Source organism: Gilliamella sp. Gris1-4 (assembly GCF_001690335.1).
Lineage (GTDB): Bacteria > Pseudomonadota > Gammaproteobacteria > Enterobacterales > Orbaceae > Gilliamella > Gilliamella apicola_P.
Genome location: NZ_LZHA01000058.1, coordinates 1 through 24,715, shown reverse-complemented (window position 1 = coordinate 24,715; position 24,715 = coordinate 1). Strand labels below are relative to the sequence as shown.

The following is a 24,715-nucleotide window of genomic DNA, read 5'->3' as shown; positions in this document are numbered from 1 at the left end:
CTTAACTGTTGATGTGACTTAAGATTGTCACGAGCTTCGCTAGGCGTTTTTGCCTTTTTTGAACCTTTACCCATCTATTGTATCCAACCCTTGTGATAAAACTTTAGAGCCTATTTTTGTTAATCCGTAGCAAAGTGGCACAGGTGCGCCCTGCGCTATTGTGTTGTCCAGATTAGAAAAATAGGTGTTTTTATTTGTGCCGCCATCTGCTGATTTGTCGGTTTTTGGGAGTTTGGTTAGCATCATGGCCACACCGCCAATCATTAAGCCCAAGCCTGCTGCCATTAATGGATAACCTGCAGGTGTCCAATACAAGAAAGCCCCAACAACAAACATCACCGCGCCAGCGATAAAGCTGAATGCTCCACCTTTTGCACCCTCTGTTTTGGGTACAATATGAATAACGGCATTTTGTGGGATTCGGCTGTGTAGACCAAACTGTAAATTGTCCTCGTTCATATCTACGCCGTTAATACGAACCCGAAAATAGCCGTCCATGATTTGCTTTTTCAAGCCTTTAATTTGGCAGTACAAGCCGTTCAATGCTTCCGCTGCTGTTTCAACGCTCATATTGAACTTATCGCCATATTGTTTAAGATTGCCGTAAAAGCGAATGATTGCCATTTTTTATGCCTCCAGATTGAATGAGTGTAGTTTCGCCAAAAACCGCTATAGAAATCGCGTTTTGATAGCCGTTTTGGGCAATGATGTAGAATGAATTGATTGCCGATATAAATGGCGGCGTGATTTGGTGTTGTTGAGCCAAGACAAACTAATATGACATCGCCCTCTTGGATGTCCTTAACTTGTTCAAACTCATTTTTAGGCAATAATTCTAAGTAGAGATTTTGCCCGTTATGCCACCAATCGTTTTGGCGTTCGTAATCGGGCAAATCGATACCTGCTAACATGTACGCATCTCGTACTAGTGTTAAACAATCGGTCTCACCGTGATTAAATTCACGACCAAGCAGTGGCTTGATATACCTGAACTTATGAATTTGGTTATCACAAACTAGCCACCAATCTACTCCCGTTTGTTGCTGATAAAACTGGTCGGCTTGGCTGAGTATCGATAAACCGTCGGGGTGAGAGTGAACTACAGCAGTTATCTCCCCTTTTTGTTCTGCGTCTATCCAATCCTCGGTTGCTATTTCGAATGTTTCGGTTGGTGTGGGTGAGATGTTGTTGCATGGCAGATAGGATTTATTATCAATAACAAATCCGCAGCACTCAGCCTCACCGCATTGTTTAGCGTGATTGAGTATTTGATTTTTCATGATTATTTAAGAGAGTTTTGCAGCAGTTGGAAAACCGCCGAATGGAAGAATACCGTGTTGTCCAAATCGTAATTTACAGCCAGTTAAACAACGGCTACATTTATCTTTTGTGATGTCGTTTGTCGGTTTATCAAATTCATCAGCTACAGGTCCACCAGTGTAACCACACTCTGACGAACGATATATCCAGCTACAGGTATTAGCGATAATAACACGAGCAGGAATTAATGCCCCATCTGATTCACACGGCAATGCTAATTCAAACGTAACCACCATTGAATTTTGTTGCTTTACCTGCTCAATCACATAATTTGAGATGATTTCGCAAAACGGATCAGCATATTGATTGCCGTTCTCGAAGTTAACAGCGTCTAAGTATTTAACTGGCACTTCGTGGCGTGTGACAACTGCGCCAAGTAAACCATCAAAATCAGCAATTAAGCCTGTAATAAAGCCCATGGCATTGCTAACGCTCATGGTTGGACGGTTACTAGTGCCCTGCCCGTTTTTTTGAAAACCCTCTACTTTAATAGGGTATGGCTCATAGATATTGCCTTGCCATGTAATTGGTCGCCGAAGCTCATTTAATCCGTTATGAAATCGGAATATTGTTTTATTACCCACGATTTTCGTTAAATCAACTTCGTACAAATCAATAATCGTATCTTGTGCTATTTTCGTAATATCAAGCAGCATTTTTTTGGGGATCATGCGACTACCTCCTCGAATGTGGCGCTAATTGTTTTAGTCATGCCGTCATGCGTTGAAGTCCACGAACGACAGACCACTTTGATAGTTTTGTGAGTATTAGTCTCTCGCCATAAAAAGGCTTTAACCGCATTGTGTCGGCTAAGAAAATCATCAATCAAGCTGATATCTTCTGATAATCCAACAAATGTTACGTTGTATGAGCGCAGATCGTTGTTAATACCGTCCCGAATGCGTTGCTCATAGCCATCACCGAACTTAATTACCTTCACTTTCGGTGATACTGAAATCGTGGAGCTGTTTTGCGGTCTCCAATAAAATGTTTCCATAGTTTTCTCCAGACATAAAAAAAGCCCGCAATTGCGAGCTTTAGGTTTGATTTTATTTTGTATATCTACATTAGATTTTCCATACTCAGTTAACAACAATCAGCATGTTTTTGTGAGGAAAACTGCATTTGCAAACCTAATGCTTGAACAATTTTAAAGATTGTATTAAAAGTAGGATTCCCCTCACCTGATAACGCTTTATAAATACCCTCACGGCTTATACCTGTATCACGTGAAAGCTGACTGATGTTTTTAGCTCTAGCTATATCACCAAGCGCAATAAATAAAAATTTAGGGTCTCCTTCTTCTATTGCGGCATTTAAATATTCTTGCATTTCTTCATCAGTATTTAAAAAATCAACCACATCAAAAGTTTTTAGTTTTGTAGTCATAATTAACCCCATTTATTTGCTAATTCTTTAGCAATTTTAATATCTGTTTGTTGTGTATCCTTGTCACCGCCACACAATAAAATAACAATTTCATTATTGCGGTTAACAAAATAAACCCTATACCCTTTTCCACAGTGAATACGCATTTCTGATACACCGCTGCCTACAGGCTTAACATCACCAAAATTACCTTCTTGCATGCGACGAATTCGAACTTTAATTTTAGCTGCTGCAGTTTTATCTTTAAGCGACTTCAACCATTTTTCCATTTGCGGTGTATAACTTACAGTAATCATGCTTTATTCCTGTTTTAATTTAAAACTATTATATCTTACACTGTTAGAGTGTCAACTATGGTTATCAATTATAATTATTTATATTTTTACTAAAACTTATATAATGCTTATATTGAGGTTAATCATAAAAATAATAATTAATAAAACAATCGATATTGAAACGGGCGTACCAAACGAAGTTGTTAACATGGTTTTTGATAATAACTATTCTCCAGCACAAGCATGGCGTGAATATTTAAAGCTATCTCAAGTTGAAGTTGCGAATAAAATAGGTATTAGTCAATCGGCTTATTCTCAATATGAAAAAAGCCAAAAGTTGAGAAAAGCAACACGGATTAAAATTGCCGAAGCGCTACAAATCAAACCTGAATTGTTAGATTTTTAATAAAAAACCAGCCGAAGCGGGTTATTGATGTTGTTCACATACAAAATATTTATGTATATATTTGAATCTAATATTAATTTAAAAAGTTTATTAAAATATAATATATTTACTAAACTACAATTTCACTTTTTAATTTTTCATAACTTTCTTTATTTAAAAGTTTTTGGTCACTTTTAATTTCAATCCTATTACATTCACCTGTTAAATATTGAAATTTATCATTGAGAGCCGCAAAAAGGGTTTGTTTTTGGGATGATAAAAGTACTTTATTAATAAGAAGATAAGAACTTGATATTACACCTGGGTCAAGTTCATCTTTTATTATTGAATCCATAACAAAAGGAAGTTCTACAGAAGAATATTTCATTAATATCTTTATATAAGTTAAATAAATAACCAAGTATGTTTGATTTAATGCTGAACCACTATTTTTTATTTGATTAAATTTTAAAAATATAAAATCACAATCTACAGATGGCAATTTATCAGCCAGTTCATTAAAAAAAACAGTAAAATCTGAATCTATTTTAGCTCTATTCTTATCTTGTTCTTTGGTTAATATTTTTATATCTGCATTTATAATTTTTAAATCATCATTAATTTTGGATATTTTAATTTTTAAATCGTTTAGTATTGCATAATATTTATCTTGAGATTTTTTCTCACCTACACTTTGGATATACGCATCAATCGATGCTTTACTTGAGGTTATTTTCAGCTGATTAGATAGGGTTTTATACTCTTTATCAAGCCCAATTTTTTTATTCAATAAAGAGTTTAGGTCTTGTTCAACTTTTTCAATTTTTGATTGAGTATCCTTTATATTTTCGGCTAATAGAAAAGAACTATAATCCAGTTTCATTCTTTCTTTGGATTGTTGTTCAGTTAAGAAAGAATCGCACTTACTGCATCTAATTGAGTGATTTTCATACAATTCATTATTGTATTTTAAGATCTCTTCAAGCTCTCTTATTTCTAATTTAAGAGAATCTAATTCAACTTGTTTTGAATATATTTGCCCATTATAAGTAGACAGTTGCTGATTAATCGTATTAATTATTGATAAATACTTCCTCAGATCTTCTTTATACTCATCTTCATTCACAAAAGAATTGCAATTTTCAGTTAAAATAAATTGGTCTTTAAGTGTTAACAATGAATTGTGATTACTTGTTAATTCACTATGTTCCTTTTTTAATTTTCCTTTTTTCTCTTCTTTTTCAAGATGTTCATTACTTTTTAAGTTAAGAACATATTCAAAAATAGATTTTGGCATATCTTTTGAGTCATACCAAGTTAAACTAGCTGTATTTCTAAATGGCGTTCCTTGCCAAGAAGAATCTTGATCTATATAAAACAAACTAAGGATAGCTGCAGCAACAACTTGGCTTAGATTCTCACTATTTTTGGTGCGTAATTTAATTTGCATATTCAATAAATTGGCAAACCATTTAGAATATTCGCCCTCATCTAAAAGTTCGTCTCTATCATATACTTTATAGTACCGATGATGACGTATTATCCATCCCTCTTGATTGTTATGAGTGAAATATAACTTAAACATCATTTGTCTATAGTTCCAAGTTTTTGTAAAACTTTTAATATTCATTCCCAAACAATAGTAAATTGATTTCAGTAAGCTTGATTTACCAACAGTACCCTTTTTAGAATAGATAACATTAGAATTAGGTGAAAAATGAAACTCATTAGCTAATTTATTTTTTTTGTCTAAAATAACAAAGCGCTTAATAATCATTTATTACGCTCCAAAAACTTTTCCGAAACAATATCAATAAGAACGGCATAAATATCTGCTTGAAAATTATCACTTAATTTTTGATAAATACTATGTATAAAGGAAAAACCATTACTTTCTAACTCTTTAATATAGAAATCACTATTAGCTATTCTAGCTAAAATATCTTTTCTTAAATCCCTTAATTTGCTATTAAGCATATAGAATTTTAACTCTATATCTCTTCTTTCTTTTTTACTCAATAATTCATCTTCAACTAATGATTCTAAAAAATTAATTCTAAGCTCTGGTATCTTAGTAATTATGCTACAAAGACTAAAAATGTTTTTTAGTTCTTTGGAGGTTATTTTTTTACTTTCAATCACATTTTTATTATGAATACTTGCTTTTTGTTCACTTTTTAAATCTATTTGTGTAAATAGTTCATTGAGCGCATTAATTCCAGCATAGTCATCCATAGTGATTCCCTTCTTTGTCATATAACCGAGAAGTATTAGTTCCGCTTGTGATAAATCATTTTTAAAATTAGAAAAAACTATTTTAGTTTTATCTAATTCATTTTGAATTTTCTTTTCATCACCAGAAAATAAATTTTCTTGCTGCAGACATTTTAAAAATTCTTCCTTTTGTTTTTCAGAATAATCATAAACAAAATCATCGAATATATTACAACTAGATTCAGATAAATCTTTTATATCTTTTTTACTGAAAGTATCTAGAGTTACAACTTTATAATAATCGACTTTTTCTTCCTTGTTTAAAAGTTTATATAAAATCGAATTTTTATTCTTTGGAACTTTAATTAAACTTTTAATACTTAATGTTTGCCCTTTTACTTGCAGGTGGAAATTTTTTTCTGAGAAAAAAACAACAATGTCCTCTTGATTTTCAACAATGATATAAAAATTATCCACGTTAAAATTATTAATAGCAATTTGAGCAATTACTGCTTTCTGGTAATTAAAACCTCTTATACTATATGCACCACCACTATCAATAGTCATAAATAACACACAATATTTAATCAATAATGGTGATTATATATAAATAAGAATGCATTTTCTTTATGTTTATACAAACAGTGTGTTTTTATACAGTACATCTTTTTTATAAATTTTGATAATTTTTTTTAACTATTAATTGAATTTGTTGAGAATAAAAAACTTAATTGATCAATAAAACCATCTTCGGGTATGCTTTTATTCCACTTGACAGCAGAGTATTGGCTTCCACAAAAAATGGAAGCCAATCTTTCTAAACTGCTTATATAATAATTATTTATACTTACTGTAATTGTTTCTTTTCTAACTGTCGTTTAAACATCGAGGCAACAAAAGCACCATCGCCAAAATGATCGTGAAGTCTTACACCGAAATTAGAGCCTAGCATTTTAAAAACATCATATAAACGATTGTCTATGTAGAAATCATTCAACCAAAGCATATGATGTACCAAACAAATTAAATTAGTCCTGTTCACCTCAATCATATCTTTTCTTGTTTGCGAATGACTTGCCTCTTTATCAGCTAAATCTAGCAACCATTTACGCACTTCTTTTGCTACATTTGTACTAGCAAACATTGCGATTAGATGCGCTCCACGAAGTGAGAAAATTCGTACTGATTTCTTGCGTAGACTGTTGTTTATTCCATTGGTAGTCAATTTGACCACCATTGTCATTTTATCGGTGAACTCATCCTTGTTCCGACTATAAATCTTTGTTACTGATTTAGAATCAGCATATTGTAAAAGCTTAGATAGCTCGGTGGACGTGATCCAAATTTGATTATTACGTTTAACTGGTTGCACTACTGTGCTGTGAAACATTAATTGATTTGACATGCTATATCCTCGTAATTGCCCCCTTTTTTAGAGGGCTTATAATTTGTTGGTTAATTGGTTAAGCGATTTCTTTATTAATAAGATGATTTTTGATTACATCTATTGCTTTTTCGTTATATCTAAAAGTTTCAACTTGTTTATCAGAAGAACGTGACTTATCGAGTACGAAAATTCCGTAGTCTTCTGTTTTTAAGTTGAGCTTATTAGCTATACGACCAATTTTATTTGAGGATACGCCAAGTAAATCTCCTACTTCACTAGCTGAAAATGTTTTGTTTTCAAGCTTAGGAAGTGGAATAACATTTTTACCAGCAATTGGGTTAATTGTATCGGCATAGATAGCTTGCTTAGACTGTTCGCTCAAATGTGGCAGATTGCTAAACATCTTATCTAATGCTCTGACTGATAATTCTATCGCCTTAGCTTGTCGATATTCAGGTAAATAAGATTTAGAAGTTTTTTGAATGTTTTTCAATTCACCTTTTTTATAGTCTAAAAATACTTGATTTACCATTAACTGAAATTTTGGACTAATCCAACCTGCGTAAGATACTGCTAAAAGTTCGTGGGCAAATGTACCTTGATCGATGCCACCTTTAACAGTAATTATGGGCGATGTGCATTTTTGCACATCGGTTGCAACTATGCGATTTTGCACAGTTTCTTTTTTTACTTCTTCAATTAAATCTTTCGCAGTTTGTGTTCTTAACCATTGAGCTGGAGCCTTGTTATTACCCAATCCACTAGCTTTATGTAGCGCATTAAGATTATATCGACCCTCTTTATCGGTTGTGATAGAGATTCCAGCTATTACTGGACAATTTGAATTAATTGTGTTAGTGTTTCTCATGTTGTTAGTTCCTTTTCTAGTGGGATTAATTATTGAGACCTCAGGTGTTGGCGCACTTGGGGTTTTTGCTTTATTAGATGTTCTCATATTCTTTTATTTCACCTCGTTTTAACATCCTTTCGAAGATTTCCATTCGATAATCAATTTCTTTTGGAACAGTTCTCCCAAATCTTGTCGCAGTTTCGATAATAGAATTATCCGTTTCCTCTTTAAATCTTACTTGCCTAAATTTTGTTGATAGTTTATTTTGGTTCATATTTTCTCCTATGTTATTAGTGAATAATTCACTATAATTAATAATTAATCACATATTAACATGAATAATTCACATGTCAATATTAAAATTAGGTAATATTTCATGTCATTCGAAATAGATGATAACTTTAAAAATAGGTTTAAAGATTTAAGAAAAAACAGCGGAACACCATTAACGCAAAAAGATTTGTCGTTACGATTAGGAATATCATCAAGACAAGTAATTGCTTATGAAAATGGGACAGCAAAACCTAGAAAAGAATTACTATTAAAAATAGCAAGATTCTTTAATGTAACCCCTGGTTGGTTGGCTTGTGGGCTTGATTCTTTAGGAATTGTCGAGTATGAAGATTTCACACCAAAAGGTGAAGTCGAGCAAATTCCTCTTTATCATTGGAGTGATTTTGAAAAAAATTTGTTATCATTTAAACCATTTCCTGTAATAAATAATTTATTTCATCCTTGCTCATTAAGTGTGAAAAATTCCTTTTTTGCTTTAGAAATAATTGGAGATTCCATGTCATTAGAAAGTAATTTAGGGTTCCCAGACGGTGCTATTGTTATATTTGATACTGAATTTGATAAAGTTAGCGGTGGTTTTTATTTACTTATGATTAATGATGAATATTCATTTAAACAACTTTTCTTCGATACATTAGGCACAAAAGTTTCATCTTTAAACAAAGATTATCCAACAATAACATTAAAGAAATATGAATATACTATTCTAGCAAAAGCAATTAATGTTGAAATTAAACTAAGATAAATAATAAAAAACCCTCTTAGAGGGTTTTATGATGAATTCAAAGTTATCTGCACTTCAATTTGTACATTCTTTTTCGAGACGTTCATAAGCTTTTGTGTAGCCCGATAAGGGAAAATTAAAATCACTAGTCGATTTATCACCAAACCTAATGATAAATTTTTTTGAGTTTTGAATTTGTTGATGTAGCATTTGTTTCTGATTAGTCATAAATACGGCCCCTTTTTTCTCCCATTCCATCTCTACTGGAGCTTTTTTGTCTGCTCTGAAAATAACTTTAATTAACCCATCCTCATAATCTTTCAAATTATTATGAACGGAGAATGGAATAATAATGACTGAATCACAACCAACTGTAAAAAAAGCGCTACTTATTGAAGTGCTGTCTGATACATAAACTGAATTCATTGACACTGTTTTTTTATCGGTAATCGGATCAATATTAATATTAACCGTCCAATCGTTATAACTGATTTCTTTAGCGAAAAGACTTAAAGGAAAAAATAAAATAACTAACAATAATTTCTTCATACAATACCTATAGTTAAAAAATATAAAATCAATACTATTTAAAGATCAACCAAGTGATCGATTTTATGGTCTGGGTTTAAATAGTTGTAGTACAAAACCAATTCATCTAATTTCAAATTAAAATACTCAAACGAAATAGATACACTGAAAAAGTTTTGTTTAAATTCACCCAATCCGTTTAATTCATAAAATGATTTTTCTATCATTTCACCCAAGACATGTATATTGATCTGCTTTATTTTGGACATAATAATGTGACAATCACAATTAAATGCTCTTATTAACAAAATGCACAACCTATCAATGAAATCATCTTCTACATTAAAAATTTCATAAGGCTCACTCAGATTTACATCACAAGCAGACTTTTGGCGAATCATTAATTTTTGCCTGTCTTGAATTTTTTTTATTTCAAGCTTTATCCCCTTAGGAATTTCTTCCGTTATTTCTATTGAACTAGGAAAATAACACTCTTCAAGCAAATCTTCTTCAATGCTAGACATATAATAATCCTATTTTATATTAAATTTTACGTTAATATTATTTGATCATTATGTTAAGAGCAATAAAAAACCGCCTACTCGGCGGTAATCCGTCTGCTATATCTTTTTCTGTCACTGAGCCCTTTCTAAACCGCTTATGCAGCGGTGAACATATTGACGCATGGCTTGCGGGCACTGTAACCTTTCTAAACCGCTTATGCAGCGGTGAACCGCTTTAATTCAAGAGTTCGAGAATCAAAAATTTTCTAAACCGCTTATGCAGCGGTGAACGTGTATTCACAATCGCCTTGTTTACCTTGAATTTTCTAAACCGCTTATGCAGCGGTGAACCTTTAAACAAGTTTCGGGTCTATGCGATCAAATTTCTAAACCGCTTATGCAGCGGTGAACGTGTTAGCACAGTTTAGATTGCAATATCCAGATTTCTAAACCGCTTATGCAGCGGTGAACAAAAAACCTCTTAGAGGGTTTGAATTGCTTTGGTAGTCAATAACAAATAAATAAGCCCTAATGGGTTTTATTTATAAACTGAATCATCTAGATGTTTTATCTTCCCTGATTTAATTCTATCAATATCATTGAGGATATTTTTTACATTCTCTGTATCAAATGCTACGCTTTCTACACTACATCCAGAACTATCGACCATAGAGAAACAAATATCCAGATAATTATTGCTTTTATTTCCTGAATGAAATGTGTAATTTGAATAGCCATTATAAGCCTTAGCTCTTCCGAGCTCTTTCGTAAACATATCCCCTCGGCTTAAAGCTTTCTTATCCCATTCCAAAAACTTTTCAAGTAAAACTCTGTGATCATCAATATTGTTAATAGGAATTGAGAAAACGATAAATTGAGGAACTCCATACAATGATTCGTATGTTTCCGTTTTGTATGTTAAAAACTCACTTCCATCTGCGAACTCAGATAAAGATACAGTTGTTAATCTAGGTAAATAACTTGATGATACTGAATTATAAATAAGACCTTTGACATTAGAACTTATGTTTGTAGTTCTTTTTGCCGATTGACACCCTGTTATACCCATACACGCTATCAGTAAAAATAATATTATTTTTTTCATACCATCTCCTATAATTTTATTAAATAATTATTGATTAATAGTATGAAATTTATTAACCAAGTGCAATAAAAAAACCGCTTATGCAGCGGTGAACTGGGTATTACATACGGCGGAGGACGCTTACGATTTCTAAACCGCCTATTCGGCGGTAAACTTTTATCAACTTTGAAAGGCATCACATACGGATTTCTAAACCGCCTATTCGGCGGTAAACATGGTGATTTTGTTGCGACATGGATTGTGAACTTTCTAAACCGCCTATTCGGCGGTAAACATCGAATTAGCCGAACTATTGAATGAGGCATCTTTCTAAACCGCCTATTCGGCGGTAAACACCGCTTGATAATTCGACCAAGATCTCCGTATTTTCTAAACCGCCTATTCGGCGGTAAACGGAACGAACTAGAAGATCGCATACAAAATACTTTTCTAAACCGCCTATTCGGCGGTAAACGATTCCAGATTTGATTTGTGCAATACCGTTAATTTCTAAACCGCCTATTCGGCGGTAAACTAGATTATATCAAATATAGCCTTTTGTTTTAACTAGAATTTAACCATTTTTTCGAAAATAACCCTTTTTTCCAGTGCTTAAATTAATCTATATTTTTCAATGGATTAAAAAAGCGATTAAAAAAAGGGTTTTTGAGTTTAACTCCAAAAACGCCCAAAAAAACATTAATAAAATCAATACCTTTTCTGACAAGTTTTTTGGGTGAAAATATGAAAATTCATCTATAAAATCAACGCCGATTTAGCAGCCCTCCTGGTCTTTGTTCTTCTTGAATTACACTTCTTAGTGCTTGTTTCAGCATTCTAGCTGTCTCGTTAGCGGCTTCTTTATTGTCTTGCCCTTCACCGAAAGAGATATTTTGCGTAATATTATTTATGATTGTTCTGCCTGCTGAGCCTCTTAGTTTGTTGGACGGAATAACTTCACCATTTTTGTTCGGTATCATGTACTGTTTTCCATGAGCAACAAATAATTCAGGTTCTCCGCTTTCGTTAACCCTATAAGCTTTCCCAACATCAACACCACCGCCTCGAAGTCGGCCACCTCCGTAGGTAAGTCCTTTGAGTGTTGATAAAACCTGCCCGCCAGCGCTTGCTACAGCAGCCATATTTGCCATTTTTGCTGATGTTGTAACCGCCGTCGGATCGTTCATTGCTTTCATAATTGCGGAATTTAAATTAAGCATAGCGTCAGCTATCGCAAACCCTTTGCTAATAGCAAAAAGTGCTTTATATGCTGAACTTGATTCACCAGCAAAAGCGCCCAGCATATCAGACATTCCACCGAATAAATCTGCAGATGATTGCAATATAGCGCTTGTAGATTTTAGTTTAGCTTCTGCGGCTTCGTCTTCAAGTTTCTTTCTTTTATCTACAGCATCTTTAGTTATTGCAGTTAAAGCATCTTGATAAGTTTGCTCATTTGCAAGCCCCGTTTCTCGCCATTTGCTTAATTTATCTAACTTCTCTTGCTCGTCAATGTCGATTTGCTCAAGAAGTGATTTTTTATTGTAGATTTCTTGTTTTGCAAAATCTTCACCTGCTTGCGAATTTTGCAAGTTTTCTTGCTCTTGAATTAATCGCTTTAATTCATCAGCCTGAGCTTTCGTTGCTTTTGTGCCAATTTGCTGGCTAATTGCTAATGCTTTCGCTTCAACTGTTAAATGTTTAGCTTCTAACTTAGCGACTTCTAGCTGATTTTTAAGATTTTTTATTTCTTCTGCATAAGTTCTTGTTGTGCCTCGTCCACTTTTTTTGCTTGCGTTTAGCTTTTCGTTTGCGTCAAACATTTTACCTAACGCGTTAAGTAAAGGCTCTAATGTTTTTATTACTTCATCTGACATGTCAGCCCATTCGGCGGTTCCATTGATAAGTCCAAGTAAGGCAACTTTATACTTATCGGATTTATCTCCCAGTTCACTTAAAGCATTTTCATAAATATAAGCAGCTTTTTTATTCCCATCTAGTTTCATTTCTGAAATTTCAAGCTCAGTTGAAAGAGATTTTATTTTTTCATCAATTTTTGTCTTTGTAGTTTTATCGAGTGAATCAATAAATTTATCCGTTTTTTGTGTCGCTTGCTGTGTCGGTCCCGTTAATGCGCCGAGAGCATCTCTATAACGCTGTAACTTTGTTGTCAATTTATCTTTTGATTGAGAAAATGTATCAATGTCAGACTTTAATTTTCTAATCTCTTTTTCTAGCCGATCAAGCCCCTTTTCACCGACATATCCTTTGACAATAGCTTCGTTTCTATCTTTTTTATAACTTTCAAGTTTTTTCAGCTCGGATTGAGCTTTTTTTGTCTGCTTTTCAACTAAACTCAAGTCATCATTGATCTGATCTATTTGATTTGCGAGCTGATTTGCGCTTAAATTTTTCAGAGAATCATTTACATCATCAATTGCACTAGCAAAATCTAGCGCTTTTTGCTTGGCTTCATTTGCTTTGCTCGCCCAAGTCATTAATGCACCAGCAGCCATGATCGCAATTCCTGTTGGTCCCCCAAGTAAACTTAACCCTCCTTTTAGTAGATTAACAGCTGTATTAGCTCTAGCTGTAGCTGCTGATAATGCATTTTTAGTCGCAGTCTCGGCTTTATCTAATGCAATCATTTTTGCTTGTATAGCCGACATTCTATTTGCTTGAATAATGCGATCTTCAACTGATTTTGCAGCTCGATAATTCGCTTCAGCAAATTGCAGTGAAATAGATAAACTCTGACGTTCTATATCAATTCGTTTTAATTCTGCTCTAGCTAACTCTACTTCTTCTTTAGTCTCGTTTCTAGAAGCTATCGCTGATGCAATTTTTGCTCTTGTGGCTGCGGTTAACGATGTTAAATATCGTCCAGCAAGAATTGCCGACAAGAAACCAGCACAACCGATAAGCACATTCATATTTTCAGCAAGCATTTTTATGCCACTAACTAAATGTTGAGTTGCTCCTGTTGTGTTATCTAGTGAACCTAATGCCTCTTTTAAGCGATTAGTGAAATGATTAGAGGCATCACCAAGATTATTACGCATATTATCAGCAAGTGCCGCGGTTTCATCTTGTGCCGCTATCATCGCATCAGTAAAGTCTGACATAGATAACTTGCCATCAGAAGCCATTTGTCTAACTTCTGCTTCTGTTTTCTTTAATCGTTTACCTAAAGTTTTAAGCACGCTCGGCATAGCTGCGAATACTGACATCGCATCAATACCAGCTAACTTACCTTTCATTTGCGCTTTGGTTAGCGCATTGATAGCAGATTCTGCGCTTATTGCGTTAGTTTTATTGATTGTAAATAAGTTAGATAGCGTATCAATATAAGATAGCGTACCCTGCGTACTATAACCTAGTTCGCTCATTGAATTTGAAAGGCGTACATATAACTCGGTGGATTCTTCTATGGTGCGACCGTTTCGGTTTGATGTTGTCATAAGCTGTTCTTGAACATCTTTTAACGCCATTCCAGCTAATCCAGTATTTTTTAGTCTATCTTCTAAATCTTGCCAAGCATTAGCATAAGCAAAAACTTGATTAGTAACTAAAGCAGCAACAACACCTTTTGCTACTTGGGTTAATTTACCCATTGAACCATTTAACGAATTTACCGACCTATCTGTTTCGTTAAACCCCTCTTGTGCTCGTTGGTTGAAACTAGATACTTGTTTATCCGCTGTTAATAAAGCGCCAGTTTTGGCTTCAATTGTGTAATATATACTTCCCGCTTCAAATGACATAAAAACCTCGTATTAAGCAGTGTTTTTTAAACCAATAACAGAATCTGCGTAATTCATCGCTAAATCGTAATCGTCTTGTGAAATGATATCTTTATCGTTAGTAGGAAATTTCGCTTCCATAGCCTCTTGAAATGCGGTCATTGACATGTTCCATGCATCAACTTCACTCATCCCAAGATGAGCAACAGCCATGTAAACAAATTTTTTAGCATGAAATTCATCGCTATAGCTTGCATCTTCGCTAGTTTTTTTAGGCGAAATATCACCGATTAAGCCGTGTTTTAACAAATGCTGAGATAGAATCAATTTATCTTCAACAGGTATTGCCGCCTCAACATTAACCAGCTTGTCTTCGCCTTTGAGATAACCAGTAATAACAGAACAATCCGTTGTACAACAAGCCTCAAGTATTTTGTCAGCGCATTCTATGACAGATGTGAAATTGTCATTATTTATTTCGCCAAAAATTATAGAAAAAATCTCAACTATTTCATCTGGTTTACCTAGCTTTGTCATATTAAGAAAAGATGGAATAAACAAATAATCAATTTCATTATGCTGGATTATAAATTCCCCAATGTCCTTTATTACTGGTTTCATTCTACATCCTCTTTGGTGAAATGCCTGTTCTAGTTACGTTATTTGCGCTAGTTCCCTCAATAGACCATGTGCATACATCGTCATACGGGTATTCCTCGTTTAATGAGGATAACAAATAACAACCCTCAATTACTCTATTAATAATAGGATTGACAATTTTAATCCAAGCGTATGGCTGCCCGTCGGTGTCCTGTGATGGGCTTTCGATATGATCTAGCAAAACGCTTTGGTTTTGGATATCATCACCTCGAGAAATACCATCAAATGATACCGTTTTTTCTTTGGTTGTTACCATTGATTCGGTTGTACCATCCTCTGATGTATCGGCTGTAACATCAATGGTGTTCCAGTTGACGCCACGTGATTTACCTCGAATCATGCCAAGTCGTTTATAATCCGTATCGTTTGGTTTTTTGTCTGGGTTACCAATTGCATAATAAACAGCGACCTTTCTACCTGTTCCTGCATTACTTTTAGCCATAATGTACCTCTTATCTTGATATAATCATTTGAGCGGTAAATTCAAAAATAAACCGCCCTTCTTCTGTGTTTGATTGAGTTATTCCGCTGATTGGAGACATGGAAATAATCTCGTTTGTTTCAAAGTCATCTAGCATAAACTGCCTGATTTCATCCGCTCTATCATTAACCTCTACAATATTCGAATCATTAATCGCTGAAATAATTACAATCCTAAAATAATCTCGTGTTACTGCCTCACTAGCATTACCGCCACCAGCAGGGACAATCACAATATATCTATTGGATTTTGTGTTTTTTACTTCAACCCATTTCCGAAATTGTAAGATGTAATCATCAAGTAAATTATGTGAATTTAGCCAGTCTTTGATTGAGTTATATGTATCAGAAATCATATTTTGTAACCATCTTTAATAACTTGCTCAATAGCCTGCTTTCCGTCCCTTTCAAAACCCTTTTCAACAAAGTGAGGCTCTGCGTTGGGAGACCAATAATCCCCCTGAGATTTCTTACCGGTACGCTTACCTTTTGCTGTACCTTTGGCATTGTTAACAAATGCTGCGTAATTAGCAGTATAACCAACTCGACCAGTCCAGCCTTTTGGTATTGGTTTTAGCTCTCTATACTGCGAATTAATTAGCGTTGAAGTGTCTCTAGGTGTGATTGGAGCTACAAAAGACATACCAACAATCATAACTTGCTGGATAATCCTTTGAGTTCTGATGTTGGCAATTTCATTAGTTATCCTGTGAATATTTCTGTTCACCTTTGAAACGCCTTTAACTGCCATTATGTAACCACCTCATAATCAGGGATTTCACCAAAAGCGCTCATATCATATTCAAGCACAAACTCCACTTTTTCAGCGTTTGAAGCTTCTAACGATAATGAAGTTTTATCGCCTTTTACTATGAAGTCACCCTGTTTAATTCGATTGTCTTCGGTGTAAAAAGTTGTTTTTCTTACCCTTTCAACACCTAGAGAATCAATGTAAGCACCCAGTGCGTTTGGTGCTTCATCTTTCCATGTGCATTTCACCAAATAAGGTTGACCGTAAGTATCAACATTGTTTTCTCCGTCGTATCCCATGTGAGGATATACGGTTGCAACGTTTGTATAGCTCCAATTCGCCGTATTACTCACCTCTACCTCCTACAACTAAAAAAAATGGTTTCTTTGAGCAAGAAATACCTAGGCAATCAGTACAGCCGTGAACATCAAGATTTTTTAGTAGTGAGTACATAGATTTAAAACCCACGTCATCATATTTAAATGACCTTGACGCGCCGCTTGGCGCTGATTGTGAGGTAATTTTCCTTGTTCCTTGCATTTGAGCCAGTAAACAAGCTGAGTAAATCAGTATCAAAAGTTGGTCGGCTTTTGAATAATTATGAGCAACCAAGCAATCACTGATTGAATTCACCTTGTTAAGGATTGCGTTAATAACAATGCTCGGTACAGAATAACCAAGCTCTGATAACATTTGATTAACGTCTTCTGAGGTTACCTGTACTGACATGATTATTTACCCTTTTTCTTTTTGTCTGCTTCAACTTCAACAGATTGCTGCTCTAACACAATTACACGCCCAATAAAAGCAGTAGGAATGTCTATAGCATGGAATTCATACCCAACAGGCAGTTCAGCTACCACGCCATCAATGCGACCAAAACAGCCGCATTTAGTCACCCGTAATTTCATCAATTACCCCCTAGCGTTAAAGACTTTGCTTTTGCCGTTAAAGTCGCGTTTGATTTGTAAACCAAATGCCGACCAAACCAGTGTTTGATAGTTATCATGTGGATTGATTCGTTGCTTCATGAATGAGCCGATTGGTGCTGCAATACGTGTTTTGATATATTGAGCATTACGAACGTAACCAATAAAGTGATTGCCTTTTAACTCAAATGTTTTGGTGAATGAACCAATGTGCGCTGAGTAACGTAAAATATAGTCTTTTACTGTTCCCTCTTTGAATCCATTTGAATTAGAGTATGGCAGATTTAAGCGACGCTCAATTTCAGGCGAAATAAAGATTTTTAACTGTTCTGACACTAAATTAGCATCAAGAATGACAACAAAGTCTTTTGTGAAGAAATTAATAATATCGTCGTTACTTGTGGCTGTTGATGTTAAGTCAATATTTAAACCAGACGCACTTAAATCCACTTGATTGGTGTGCGGATGATTAGTGATGCCTTTGCTTTCAAAGTTTTGTACTTTGATTTTTTCATCACCGGTTAAAATGTATTGCGCCATATCTTGGCGTAATGCTGCCACTGCCGCTTCTTGGTCATCTGACATTGCGTCGATGTTTTCAGTTTGCAAACCTAACCATTCACGCCATTCACGGGCATAACCTGTTTTAAAGATTGGTACAGGGTCACCGTAATGGTCATAAACAACCTTATCTAGCGTTTCTGGCTCTTGCCCTGACATTGAACGATTAACATATCCTGCATCGCTTGAAACACGGTATAGCGCAGCTGTTTTACCAATGGAGATAGGCGTACCTAACGATAACAAATCATCAAGTAATGGTGCGCCCTCGTCATCACGGATAACGCGGGTAGTTACATTATCCACTTCACGCCAGTAATCTTGGGTTAAGATTGCGGCTTGATTAACTTCAATAGCATTGCCGTGTGTTGCGCTCATTTGGTTTTGAGCATTGTTAAAGATTTGACGGCTTGCTTTTAACTGATTCCAAGCCTGTGCCACTTGGGCAGAGTTGGTAATTAAATTTTTATTAAAAATAATCTTTTCGTTCTTCATTATTGCTCCTTAAGCTTTACGAACTCGAACTTGTTCAGCGGTTGTGCCAACGGTATAGGTTTCAAATGCATAAAACAGCACCGCATCAGTACCGCTTGCTTTTTTTAGTGTACCGTCACCATTAGATGTTAATTTGTCGCCAACTGTTAACGCTTCACCTGCTTTTACTAAAACATGGTAAGTAACATCATCTTCACAAATAATGGCGATACCTGATGTGTCATTCGGTACATTGTCACGGATATCATGACCACCTAGATAATCATTTGTGATGACTAAGGCTTGGGTTTGCTCACCTGCCGCTGAATGTTTCATTAACTTGTTGTTAACCACGGCAACCAAAGAACACGGCGCAATCGTTTCACCTGTTTTTAAGTCAATTGTTTGTGGGTCGTTTTTACGTGCAGGACCACCAATCACGGTTTTAAATCGAATCATTACTCTGGAGCCTCCATGTTTAATAGTGAATTATCTGAATTATTAGCAAAACCACCGCTAATAGGCGCTGTTTTAATGCACTGTGCGTATAAGGCATCTAATGGCTCACCAGATAGCGCATTGACTGCGGTTTGTGTCATGTTGAACTTGGCTTTTACCGCTTCCCGTTTAGCGGATAGTTCTTTTTCTGTGTTTGCATTTACTGCTAATTCAAGACTTGTAACCTTGTTCATTAATGTTTTAGCCCACGCTGGTGCATCTTCGGCATTAGTTGCGTTTTTCTTCTCCTGTTCGGCTTTTTTCTTGGCTGCTTCCTCATCCGAAGCCCCCTTTTTCTCTAAAGCCTCTTTTACGGTTTGCTCGTTGTACGCCGTTAGCAGTTGTTCTTCTGATAGTCCGTCGGTTTTTACGCCTGCGGTATTCAGTGCCAATAAGATTTTTTTCTTCATCGGATCTTGTTCCTCTTTTTTATTGAATTGAAATTTATTAAAAGCATCCCTGATTGTTTGCCCAATAAAATGACCTAAAGATTCTTCTGTGCAATCATCAAGACTAGCGTTTTCAAGCGGTGATTTTTCACCGTTGGAGTTAACAAAAATACCCACTCCGTCATCTGGCGTGGCAGCACCTTGTTTATCGGGTAGTATTGCGACATGATCGAACTTCATATTTCGAGCTATTGACTTGTACCGTTTACCTTTTGATGTGCCTGATTGATTATCTGGCGTGTAAGTAAGCCCTGTTGATACATGAATTGGCGTAGTGTTTTTTCCGCTCATCATATCGTCAAGACGATTTACTAATAACCGACCTTTTTCGGTGCTTTCAGCAAATTTTCTATCGATATAAGCATCCATAAGTACCCTATCGTTAGATTTGCGGACATTTCTTCCCCATGCGCCAATATAAAAATTGTTGATAGCCTGAGGATTTAACGCTGAAACATTCTCGTTATTTATTCGTGGGTGGTCTAATGGCATTAAATTATCATTCAATGTCATGTACGATTTGTTAATTTCATCTGCCGGATAGAAAATTCCATTCATGACAATATCATCAACAATTGGCACAACGTCTTTAATAACGATGTGCTCTTTACCGTCGATGATTTGCGTTGATATTTTGGATTTACTATTAACGACAGATAAAACATTTACACTTTTAAGTGTCATGCTTTACCTCGTGTGGATTTTAGATATAAAAAAACCGCCGAAGCGGTTTGGGTGATTGGGTTATGAATGTCTTTTCACAAAAAGAGATTCAGCAAAACTGGCCAGCATAAATTTTTCAGTTTCATTATCTGTCTGCTCAATTATTTTCTCCAATTGTTCTTCTGCATCATCAGGAAGCGGTGATGTGTTAACCAATCGAGAAGCTTGCTCTATTAATGATTTAAATTTTTTCATTTCACACCTTTGTCTAATGATTCAAAAAATTTAAATAATTCTGGATATAGTCGTTTTTTAGCTTCAATACGATTCTCAATATAAAGCGAAAATGACTCGGCAAGAAACTCACTTTTACTGTCTTGACCATATTTACTAATAGCATATTGCCACCCTCGTTCCCAACCTTTAGAGACAATATTATCAATTTTTATTCGGTATTTGTTGTGTAGTGCATGACCCATTTCATGAGCAAAAACTCCTTTAGGTGTCGGCACTGAGTTCCATGTAACGAAATCCATTTCGTTTATTATGCTAATTAATTTTTCATTGCGTAGGTTAATCACGGAATTTAATGATTCACTCTTGAAATCCAGTGTTTTACTATATAAATCGACTAACATCAATTCATTTTTATCAACACTACCTAGCGTAATAATGAGGGCGTTTGTTTTAGGGGCGTATGCAGCAGTCATATTTTTGCTACCATCACCGTAGTTATAAATATCGCCTCTTATTGAGCCAGCATATCTAAATCTAGGTAAGTCAAATCGTTTCTGTATTTCTGATACCAACTGTAAACATGGAGCTAATTCTGTAGCATCAATATCACTTGGCAAGTTTGAAGTTTCAGTAATATTTTTTCTTGCCCATTCATTAGCGTCTTCAACAGAATTTAAGCTTTGCTGTTTAGGTTTGTTTTGCTCACGCCAGTCATCAGATTCTTTCAATAACCTATCAATACTAGCTTGATTATAGGGTTCACCTTTTTCATTAAGTAGTACCGTTATTTGAGCGCAATAACAATTAAATCGGTTACCATTCTCCTCATACCAATCAGCCACTTGTTCAACAGTATAAATTTTACCGTGTCTATCAACATGCGTGGCTCTTGAAGTAGGTTTTAAAGCAGACATATGCAATAAGCCTGTTTTTAACCCTAACTCCTCTTGTGTACGTTTAGTTTCATCCCATGTAGCTTGACGAAGTGCGCCTACTTGTTCAGTTTGCGCCAAGGCTTTAGCTCTGCTATATGAAACATCAATACGCTTACTGATGATATCTGCCGTTTCTCGGGGGTTAATCCCTCTAGCAACTGCACTACTTAAAACCGTGCCTAAATCGCTTTTTAGATTGTCAGCCAGTCCTTTCCAATCATTAAATGTTGCTGTATATGCCAGCCCTATTCGGCGAATATACGCATCACTAAATAACAAAGATTCCAGTGATGTGGCTTGTGAATATAGTGGTGATTGAGCGGATAAATTATGAAACGTCCGATTAGTACCCATTTGATACATATCAGCAACAAACTTCCCCGCCCAAAACTTCTCAATACCGCCATTAATTAAGCTTTCATCAACAATTTCTTGAATGCGAGTTAACACCCTAGCAAGTTGATTGCCGTCAACAGTGTAATTAACACTGGCGTTAACGACATAAAGCGTGTTATCAACAAATATCGCTGTTTTAGTCGGCTCTTTAGCATAATAACCTAAACTTAATTCGATATACTCAATAATTGATTGCTTGATTGTTTTGTAGCGTTTTTGTGTTTCGCTACGCATTTGGAGGATTTGTTTATTTGTCAGTGTAGGGTTGTTCTTACTTCTCGGTAGTATCGGATTCTTTGGAATCGGCTTTATTATCTTCGGTCTTTTCAATATCGATATCCTCTAAATCAGGATCGGTTTCATAACCGCCAGCTTCTCGTATTTCGTTTGGTGTAAACACAGGAATGCCTATAGATTGTTGCGCTTTGACGTTCACGTCTGACATTTTGAGCATTAATTCGATTTTTTCGGCTTGGCTCGGCGCTAATAAGTCGGACCATTTAAGAGTGAGCGTGCCGTTCACTAATGGCTGGATTACTTTCAGCTTAATAAGCTGATTGACAAGTTCTTTTATTAATACACTTAAAAAACCATTACGGCGTGACATTCCACGTTTTGCATAATCAGCTTTATCTTCATCTGATGCTAACCTCCCTGTTTGTTGGCCAAAAATAATTGTAAATGGCATTCTAACGGAGGCAGCAAAGCTATTTGCGGATACTGACCATCCTGAACTCGGATCGGCAGGAGCAACCGATAGAATATTCGCTGTCGCACCTGCTGTAATTAGTGCGCTATCAGTGCCCGAATTTAACAATGCGATTTGTTTATTCAATGCATCAGCCGGTTGTTCAAATCCTCGTCTGCGCAACTCTCGCTCTAGCTCGTCCATATCGGTATCTGCATCATAATTAACATGGACTTGGCGACTGGCATTTTTCAGGAAACCTTCCGCGCTACCGCCAGAGTATTTCATCATGTCGATTAAATCGTTATAACCAACCTCTAGCTGTGATTCACCGTCATCTATTGAATTAATAACGGATGTTTCGTTTAGAATGATTATGCGGTCGGGATGTATCCTGCGCGATAAATTAGGTTTACCAGAGTTATTGCCGATAGATGTTTCATTGAATTGATACATCGTAACCTGCCCGTAGTTTTCGTCAGATTCGTCATTATTCCACTCGCACGCAGTGAGTTGCTCCTCCCATGCTGGGATAATTTTAACGATAGCATCAATTGGATTTAATCTATTCATTACATTAACATCAACTGGCTCATCCCATTTTTTACCATCGCGCAGTTGAATAATTAACCCAGCGTAACGTCCTACTATTCCGCGTTTGTCCGCCTCAATAATTGACGCCCACAATTTGTCATTAAATAAATCGGTTACGATTTTTTCCCACGCGGTTAGTTTTGTATCTTGCTCTCGAATATCGCCATCAATAAATTTTGGATAATCAATCCAACAAATATCGCTCAGTCTCTCTACAAAACCACGCGCAGCACTGTTCCTTTTGTAGAGTTTATAATAATCACTAAAAGTGAGGTTTTCGGGATAGCCAAATTCGCGATCGATGTATGCTCGTTTGCTGTTATTCATCAGTCCGTGTGACGCATACGCTAACCGTTGCCGTTGCACATCTCGGTTACTGTTAATCGCCATTTGCGCACTATTTAACAGTTGCTCATCCGTTAATTTTGTATAATTCATTATTACCTCATAAATAGCCCTGCTGAGCGTTTATGTTTAATATAACCATCTAGGCTATATCTGACCGCATCCCAACAATGATTGTTTTTATCCTCAATAATTGGTAGCACTTCACCAGTCATTTTGTCAGTTTTATAGCTATATAACCGAGCTTCGGTTGCGGTATGTTTACAGCGAGGATGGATAATAATTTTTTTAAACCCTCGCAGATATGCGATACCGTCCTCAACACTGCCCTGCCATTTTTTTGCTGCTGAGATATTAAAACCCTTGCGCTTGATGTGACTGATTGTTTCAGGTCTTGAGCAATCACCTTTAATCGGCCATTTTCTTGACTCTGGCACTGAATCATAAAAAGCTGGCATTTCGTCGAGTTCGATATTAACGCCGTATGCTTCATATTCGATATACAGACAATCGTTCAAAATAAATGAGCGGATTAATGTGTTTGGGTCATTTGCAAAGCCGAAGTCAGCACCGAACAATAAACGGTCTGCTTGTTTGTGCAGGTTGTCATCAAATTCTTCAACAACATATCGACCACTTAAAACTTGTTTATCTGAATTCTCTAGGTATGCTCCCTCCCACACCCAAGCATATGACGCATAATCCAATCGGGCCAAGTCGTTTAATCTCTCTTGCTCTAACACATCAGGGAAAAATGGATTATCGTTATAATTCATCTCAACGATGATGGCATTATCTGGCGGGGTTTGTCTGAATCTTATATCTGTTGGGCTTCCCTCTGTTTCGGGGTTCCACGTTACCCATATTTCGGAGTTAGTCTCACGAACCGTAGGGGTTAACTTTCGCCATGCAATTTCCGAAACATTTTCCGCTTCATCAACCCAGCATAGCAATATACGCGCTTTTGATTTAATACTGTCTAGATTATGACGTAATCCGCAGAACACATAACTAACCAATCCATTTCTTGTTCTGATATAGTTTTGACCGATGTCGTAGTAATCAGCTAACCAATCAACCGAGCGAATAGCCTGCTTTACTTCTTCCATAGAAGAATCAGCTAACGAGTTCATAAACTCACGGGCGCACAGTATTACACCGCTTACACCGGCTTCTGCAAATTGATAGCCTTTAATCGCTGTCATTAATGCAAATGAACGAGTTTTAGCGCTCCCTCGACCGCCGTACGCACCACGATATCTGACATTTTCGGCTACAAACACAGATATCAATTTTTTAGGTAACTGTATTTGTGCTGTTGTCATGACGTTTACTCTGCGGGTGTGACTAGCTCTATTC

The 24,715-nt window shown here is 35.8% G+C and carries 31 protein-coding genes and 2 CRISPR repeat arrays; of the genes, 2 read left to right on the top strand and 29 right to left on the bottom strand.

The window, feature by feature from the left end; translation table 11 throughout:
* Positions 1-66: 66 nt before the first annotated feature.
* The 6 genes from A9G31_RS07630 to A9G31_RS07605 all read right to left on the bottom strand — a co-directional run bounded on the left by A9G31_RS07630 (position 67) and on the right by A9G31_RS07605 (position 3,005).
* The gene (locus tag A9G31_RS07630; protein WP_065561133.1) at positions 67-624 is read right to left on the bottom strand and encodes a tail assembly protein; all 558 of its coding nucleotides are present in this window, start codon (positions 622-624) and stop codon (positions 67-69) included.
* Positions 567-1,280 (bottom strand): C40 family peptidase, encoded by a 714-nt coding sequence (locus A9G31_RS07625; RefSeq protein ID WP_218056418.1) that lies wholly within the window; start codon positions 1,278-1,280, stop codon positions 567-569. Before A9G31_RS07625 ends, A9G31_RS07630 begins: the two co-directional genes overlap by 58 nt.
* Before the next feature lie 6 nt (positions 1,281-1,286).
* Positions 1,287-1,991 carry a phage minor tail protein L gene (locus A9G31_RS07620; RefSeq protein ID WP_065561132.1) on the bottom strand — a complete coding sequence of 235 codons (705 nt, stop codon included), beginning with the start codon at positions 1,989-1,991 and terminating at the stop codon, positions 1,287-1,289.
* Positions 1,988-2,317: a phage tail protein gene (locus tag A9G31_RS07615; protein WP_065561186.1), complete on the bottom strand. Its 330-nt coding sequence runs from the start codon at positions 2,315-2,317 to the stop codon at positions 1,988-1,990. Before A9G31_RS07615 ends, A9G31_RS07620 begins: the two co-directional genes overlap by 4 nt.
* 89 nt (positions 2,318-2,406) lie before the next feature.
* Positions 2,407-2,709, bottom strand: coding sequence for an addiction module antidote protein (locus A9G31_RS07610; protein WP_065561131.1), 303 nt, complete (start codon positions 2,707-2,709; stop codon positions 2,407-2,409).
* A gap of 2 nt (positions 2,710-2,711) precedes the next feature.
* Positions 2,712-3,005, bottom strand: a complete 294-nt coding sequence (locus A9G31_RS07605) for a type II toxin-antitoxin system RelE/ParE family toxin (RefSeq protein ID WP_065561130.1) — start codon at positions 3,003-3,005, stop codon at positions 2,712-2,714.
* Between the two features lie 112 nt (positions 3,006-3,117).
* On the opposite strand from A9G31_RS07605, the gene A9G31_RS07600 reads away from it, so the two are divergent.
* Positions 3,118-3,390, top strand: coding sequence for a helix-turn-helix domain-containing protein (locus A9G31_RS07600; RefSeq protein WP_218056417.1), 273 nt, complete (start codon positions 3,118-3,120; stop codon positions 3,388-3,390).
* 109 nt (positions 3,391-3,499) lie between these two features.
* Here A9G31_RS07600 and A9G31_RS07595 read toward each other — a convergent pair whose 3' ends face one another.
* The 5 genes from A9G31_RS07595 to A9G31_RS07575 form a co-directional block, all read right to left on the bottom strand.
* Positions 3,500-5,146: a hypothetical protein gene (locus A9G31_RS07595; RefSeq protein ID WP_065561129.1), complete on the bottom strand. Its 1,647-nt coding sequence runs from the start codon at positions 5,144-5,146 to the stop codon at positions 3,500-3,502.
* Positions 5,143-6,150, bottom strand: coding sequence for a hypothetical protein (locus tag A9G31_RS07590; RefSeq protein WP_065561128.1), 1,008 nt, complete (start codon positions 6,148-6,150; stop codon positions 5,143-5,145). Before A9G31_RS07590 ends, A9G31_RS07595 begins: the two co-directional genes overlap by 4 nt.
* Before the next feature lie 280 nt (positions 6,151-6,430).
* The gene (locus A9G31_RS07585; RefSeq protein ID WP_218056416.1) at positions 6,431-6,973 is read right to left on the bottom strand and encodes a BRO family protein; all 543 of its coding nucleotides are present in this window, start codon (positions 6,971-6,973) and stop codon (positions 6,431-6,433) included.
* A gap of 73 nt (positions 6,974-7,046) precedes the next feature.
* The gene (locus A9G31_RS07580) at positions 7,047-7,925 is read right to left on the bottom strand and encodes a KilA-N domain-containing protein (RefSeq protein WP_065561126.1); all 879 of its coding nucleotides are present in this window, start codon (positions 7,923-7,925) and stop codon (positions 7,047-7,049) included.
* The gene (locus A9G31_RS07575; protein WP_065561125.1) at positions 7,912-8,094 is read right to left on the bottom strand and encodes a hypothetical protein; all 183 of its coding nucleotides are present in this window, start codon (positions 8,092-8,094) and stop codon (positions 7,912-7,914) included. Before A9G31_RS07575 ends, A9G31_RS07580 begins: the two co-directional genes overlap by 14 nt.
* A 102-nt stretch (positions 8,095-8,196) precedes the next feature.
* Here A9G31_RS07575 and A9G31_RS07570 point away from each other — a divergent pair, with 102 nt between their 5' ends.
* Positions 8,197-8,859, top strand: a complete 663-nt coding sequence (locus A9G31_RS07570; protein WP_065561124.1) for a helix-turn-helix domain-containing protein — start codon at positions 8,197-8,199, stop codon at positions 8,857-8,859.
* A 54-nt stretch (positions 8,860-8,913) separates the two neighbouring features.
* Here A9G31_RS07570 and A9G31_RS07565 read toward each other — a convergent pair whose 3' ends face one another.
* The 18 genes from A9G31_RS07565 to A9G31_RS07485 all read right to left on the bottom strand — a co-directional run bounded on the left by A9G31_RS07565 (position 8,914) and on the right by A9G31_RS07485 (position 24,681).
* Positions 8,914-9,387, bottom strand: a complete 474-nt coding sequence (locus A9G31_RS07565) for a hypothetical protein (RefSeq protein WP_065561123.1) — start codon at positions 9,385-9,387, stop codon at positions 8,914-8,916.
* A 38-nt stretch (positions 9,388-9,425) separates the two neighbouring features.
* Positions 9,426-9,890, bottom strand: a complete 465-nt coding sequence (locus A9G31_RS07560; RefSeq protein WP_065561122.1) for a DUF4041 domain-containing protein — start codon at positions 9,888-9,890, stop codon at positions 9,426-9,428.
* Between the two features lie 122 nt (positions 9,891-10,012).
* A CRISPR array of direct repeats spans positions 10,013-10,340; the repeat unit is 28 nt.
* Between the two features lie 67 nt (positions 10,341-10,407).
* Positions 10,408-10,974 (bottom strand): hypothetical protein, encoded by a 567-nt coding sequence (locus A9G31_RS07555; RefSeq protein ID WP_065561121.1) that lies wholly within the window; start codon positions 10,972-10,974, stop codon positions 10,408-10,410.
* Positions 10,975-11,099: 125 nt separating this feature from the next.
* Positions 11,100-11,488: direct repeats of the CRISPR family, unit length 28 nt; unit sequence TTTCTAAACCGCCTATTCGGCGGTAAAC.
* Between the two features lie 229 nt (positions 11,489-11,717).
* Positions 11,718-14,717 carry a tape measure protein gene (locus A9G31_RS07550; RefSeq protein ID WP_065561120.1) on the bottom strand — a complete coding sequence of 1,000 codons (3,000 nt, stop codon included), beginning with the start codon at positions 14,715-14,717 and terminating at the stop codon, positions 11,718-11,720.
* Between the two features lie 12 nt (positions 14,718-14,729).
* A complete protein-coding gene (locus A9G31_RS07545; protein WP_065561119.1) occupies positions 14,730-15,317 on the bottom strand; it encodes a DUF6246 family protein in 588 nt (195 codons plus the stop codon).
* Between the two features lies 1 nt (position 15,318).
* Positions 15,319-15,798 carry a phage tail tube protein gene (locus A9G31_RS07540; RefSeq protein ID WP_065561118.1) on the bottom strand — a complete coding sequence of 160 codons (480 nt, stop codon included), beginning with the start codon at positions 15,796-15,798 and terminating at the stop codon, positions 15,319-15,321.
* A 10-nt stretch (positions 15,799-15,808) separates the two neighbouring features.
* A complete protein-coding gene (locus A9G31_RS07535; protein WP_065561117.1) occupies positions 15,809-16,192 on the bottom strand; it encodes a phage tail termination protein in 384 nt (127 codons plus the stop codon).
* Positions 16,189-16,563 carry a hypothetical protein gene (locus A9G31_RS07530; protein ID WP_218056415.1) on the bottom strand — a complete coding sequence of 125 codons (375 nt, stop codon included), beginning with the start codon at positions 16,561-16,563 and terminating at the stop codon, positions 16,189-16,191. The genes A9G31_RS07535 and A9G31_RS07530 overlap by 4 nt, the downstream gene beginning before the upstream one ends.
* 23 nt (positions 16,564-16,586) lie before the next feature.
* The gene (locus tag A9G31_RS07525; protein WP_065561115.1) at positions 16,587-16,940 is read right to left on the bottom strand and encodes a hypothetical protein; all 354 of its coding nucleotides are present in this window, start codon (positions 16,938-16,940) and stop codon (positions 16,587-16,589) included.
* On the bottom strand, positions 16,933-17,316 hold the full coding sequence (locus A9G31_RS07520) for a DUF7370 family protein (RefSeq protein WP_065561114.1): 384 nt from the start codon (positions 17,314-17,316) through the stop codon (positions 16,933-16,935). Before A9G31_RS07520 ends, A9G31_RS07525 begins: the two co-directional genes overlap by 8 nt.
* Positions 17,317-17,318: 2 nt before the next feature.
* Positions 17,319-17,498 (bottom strand): hypothetical protein, encoded by a 180-nt coding sequence (locus tag A9G31_RS07515; protein ID WP_065561113.1) that lies wholly within the window; start codon positions 17,496-17,498, stop codon positions 17,319-17,321.
* Positions 17,499-17,501: 3 nt separating this feature from the next.
* The gene (locus A9G31_RS07510; RefSeq protein WP_065561112.1) at positions 17,502-18,572 is read right to left on the bottom strand and encodes a major capsid protein; all 1,071 of its coding nucleotides are present in this window, start codon (positions 18,570-18,572) and stop codon (positions 17,502-17,504) included.
* Positions 18,573-18,581: 9 nt separating this feature from the next.
* Positions 18,582-19,010: a hypothetical protein gene (locus A9G31_RS07505; RefSeq protein ID WP_065561111.1), complete on the bottom strand. Its 429-nt coding sequence runs from the start codon at positions 19,008-19,010 to the stop codon at positions 18,582-18,584.
* Positions 19,010-20,182, bottom strand: a complete 1,173-nt coding sequence (locus tag A9G31_RS07500; protein WP_065561110.1) for a DUF2213 domain-containing protein — start codon at positions 20,180-20,182, stop codon at positions 19,010-19,012. Before A9G31_RS07500 ends, A9G31_RS07505 begins: the two co-directional genes overlap by 1 nt.
* A 60-nt stretch (positions 20,183-20,242) precedes the next feature.
* Positions 20,243-20,416 (bottom strand): hypothetical protein, encoded by a 174-nt coding sequence (locus A9G31_RS11825; RefSeq protein WP_176700375.1) that lies wholly within the window; start codon positions 20,414-20,416, stop codon positions 20,243-20,245.
* Positions 20,413-21,963, bottom strand: coding sequence for a phage minor head protein (locus A9G31_RS07495; RefSeq protein WP_065561109.1), 1,551 nt, complete (start codon positions 21,961-21,963; stop codon positions 20,413-20,415). The genes A9G31_RS11825 and A9G31_RS07495 overlap by 4 nt, the downstream gene beginning before the upstream one ends.
* Before the next feature lie 37 nt (positions 21,964-22,000).
* Positions 22,001-23,449, bottom strand: a complete 1,449-nt coding sequence (locus tag A9G31_RS07490; RefSeq protein WP_065561108.1) for an anti-CBASS protein Acb1 family protein — start codon at positions 23,447-23,449, stop codon at positions 22,001-22,003.
* A 2-nt stretch (positions 23,450-23,451) separates the two neighbouring features.
* Positions 23,452-24,681: a PBSX family phage terminase large subunit gene (locus A9G31_RS07485; RefSeq protein WP_065561107.1), complete on the bottom strand. Its 1,230-nt coding sequence runs from the start codon at positions 24,679-24,681 to the stop codon at positions 23,452-23,454.
* Between the last annotated feature and the right edge of the window lie 34 nt (positions 24,682-24,715).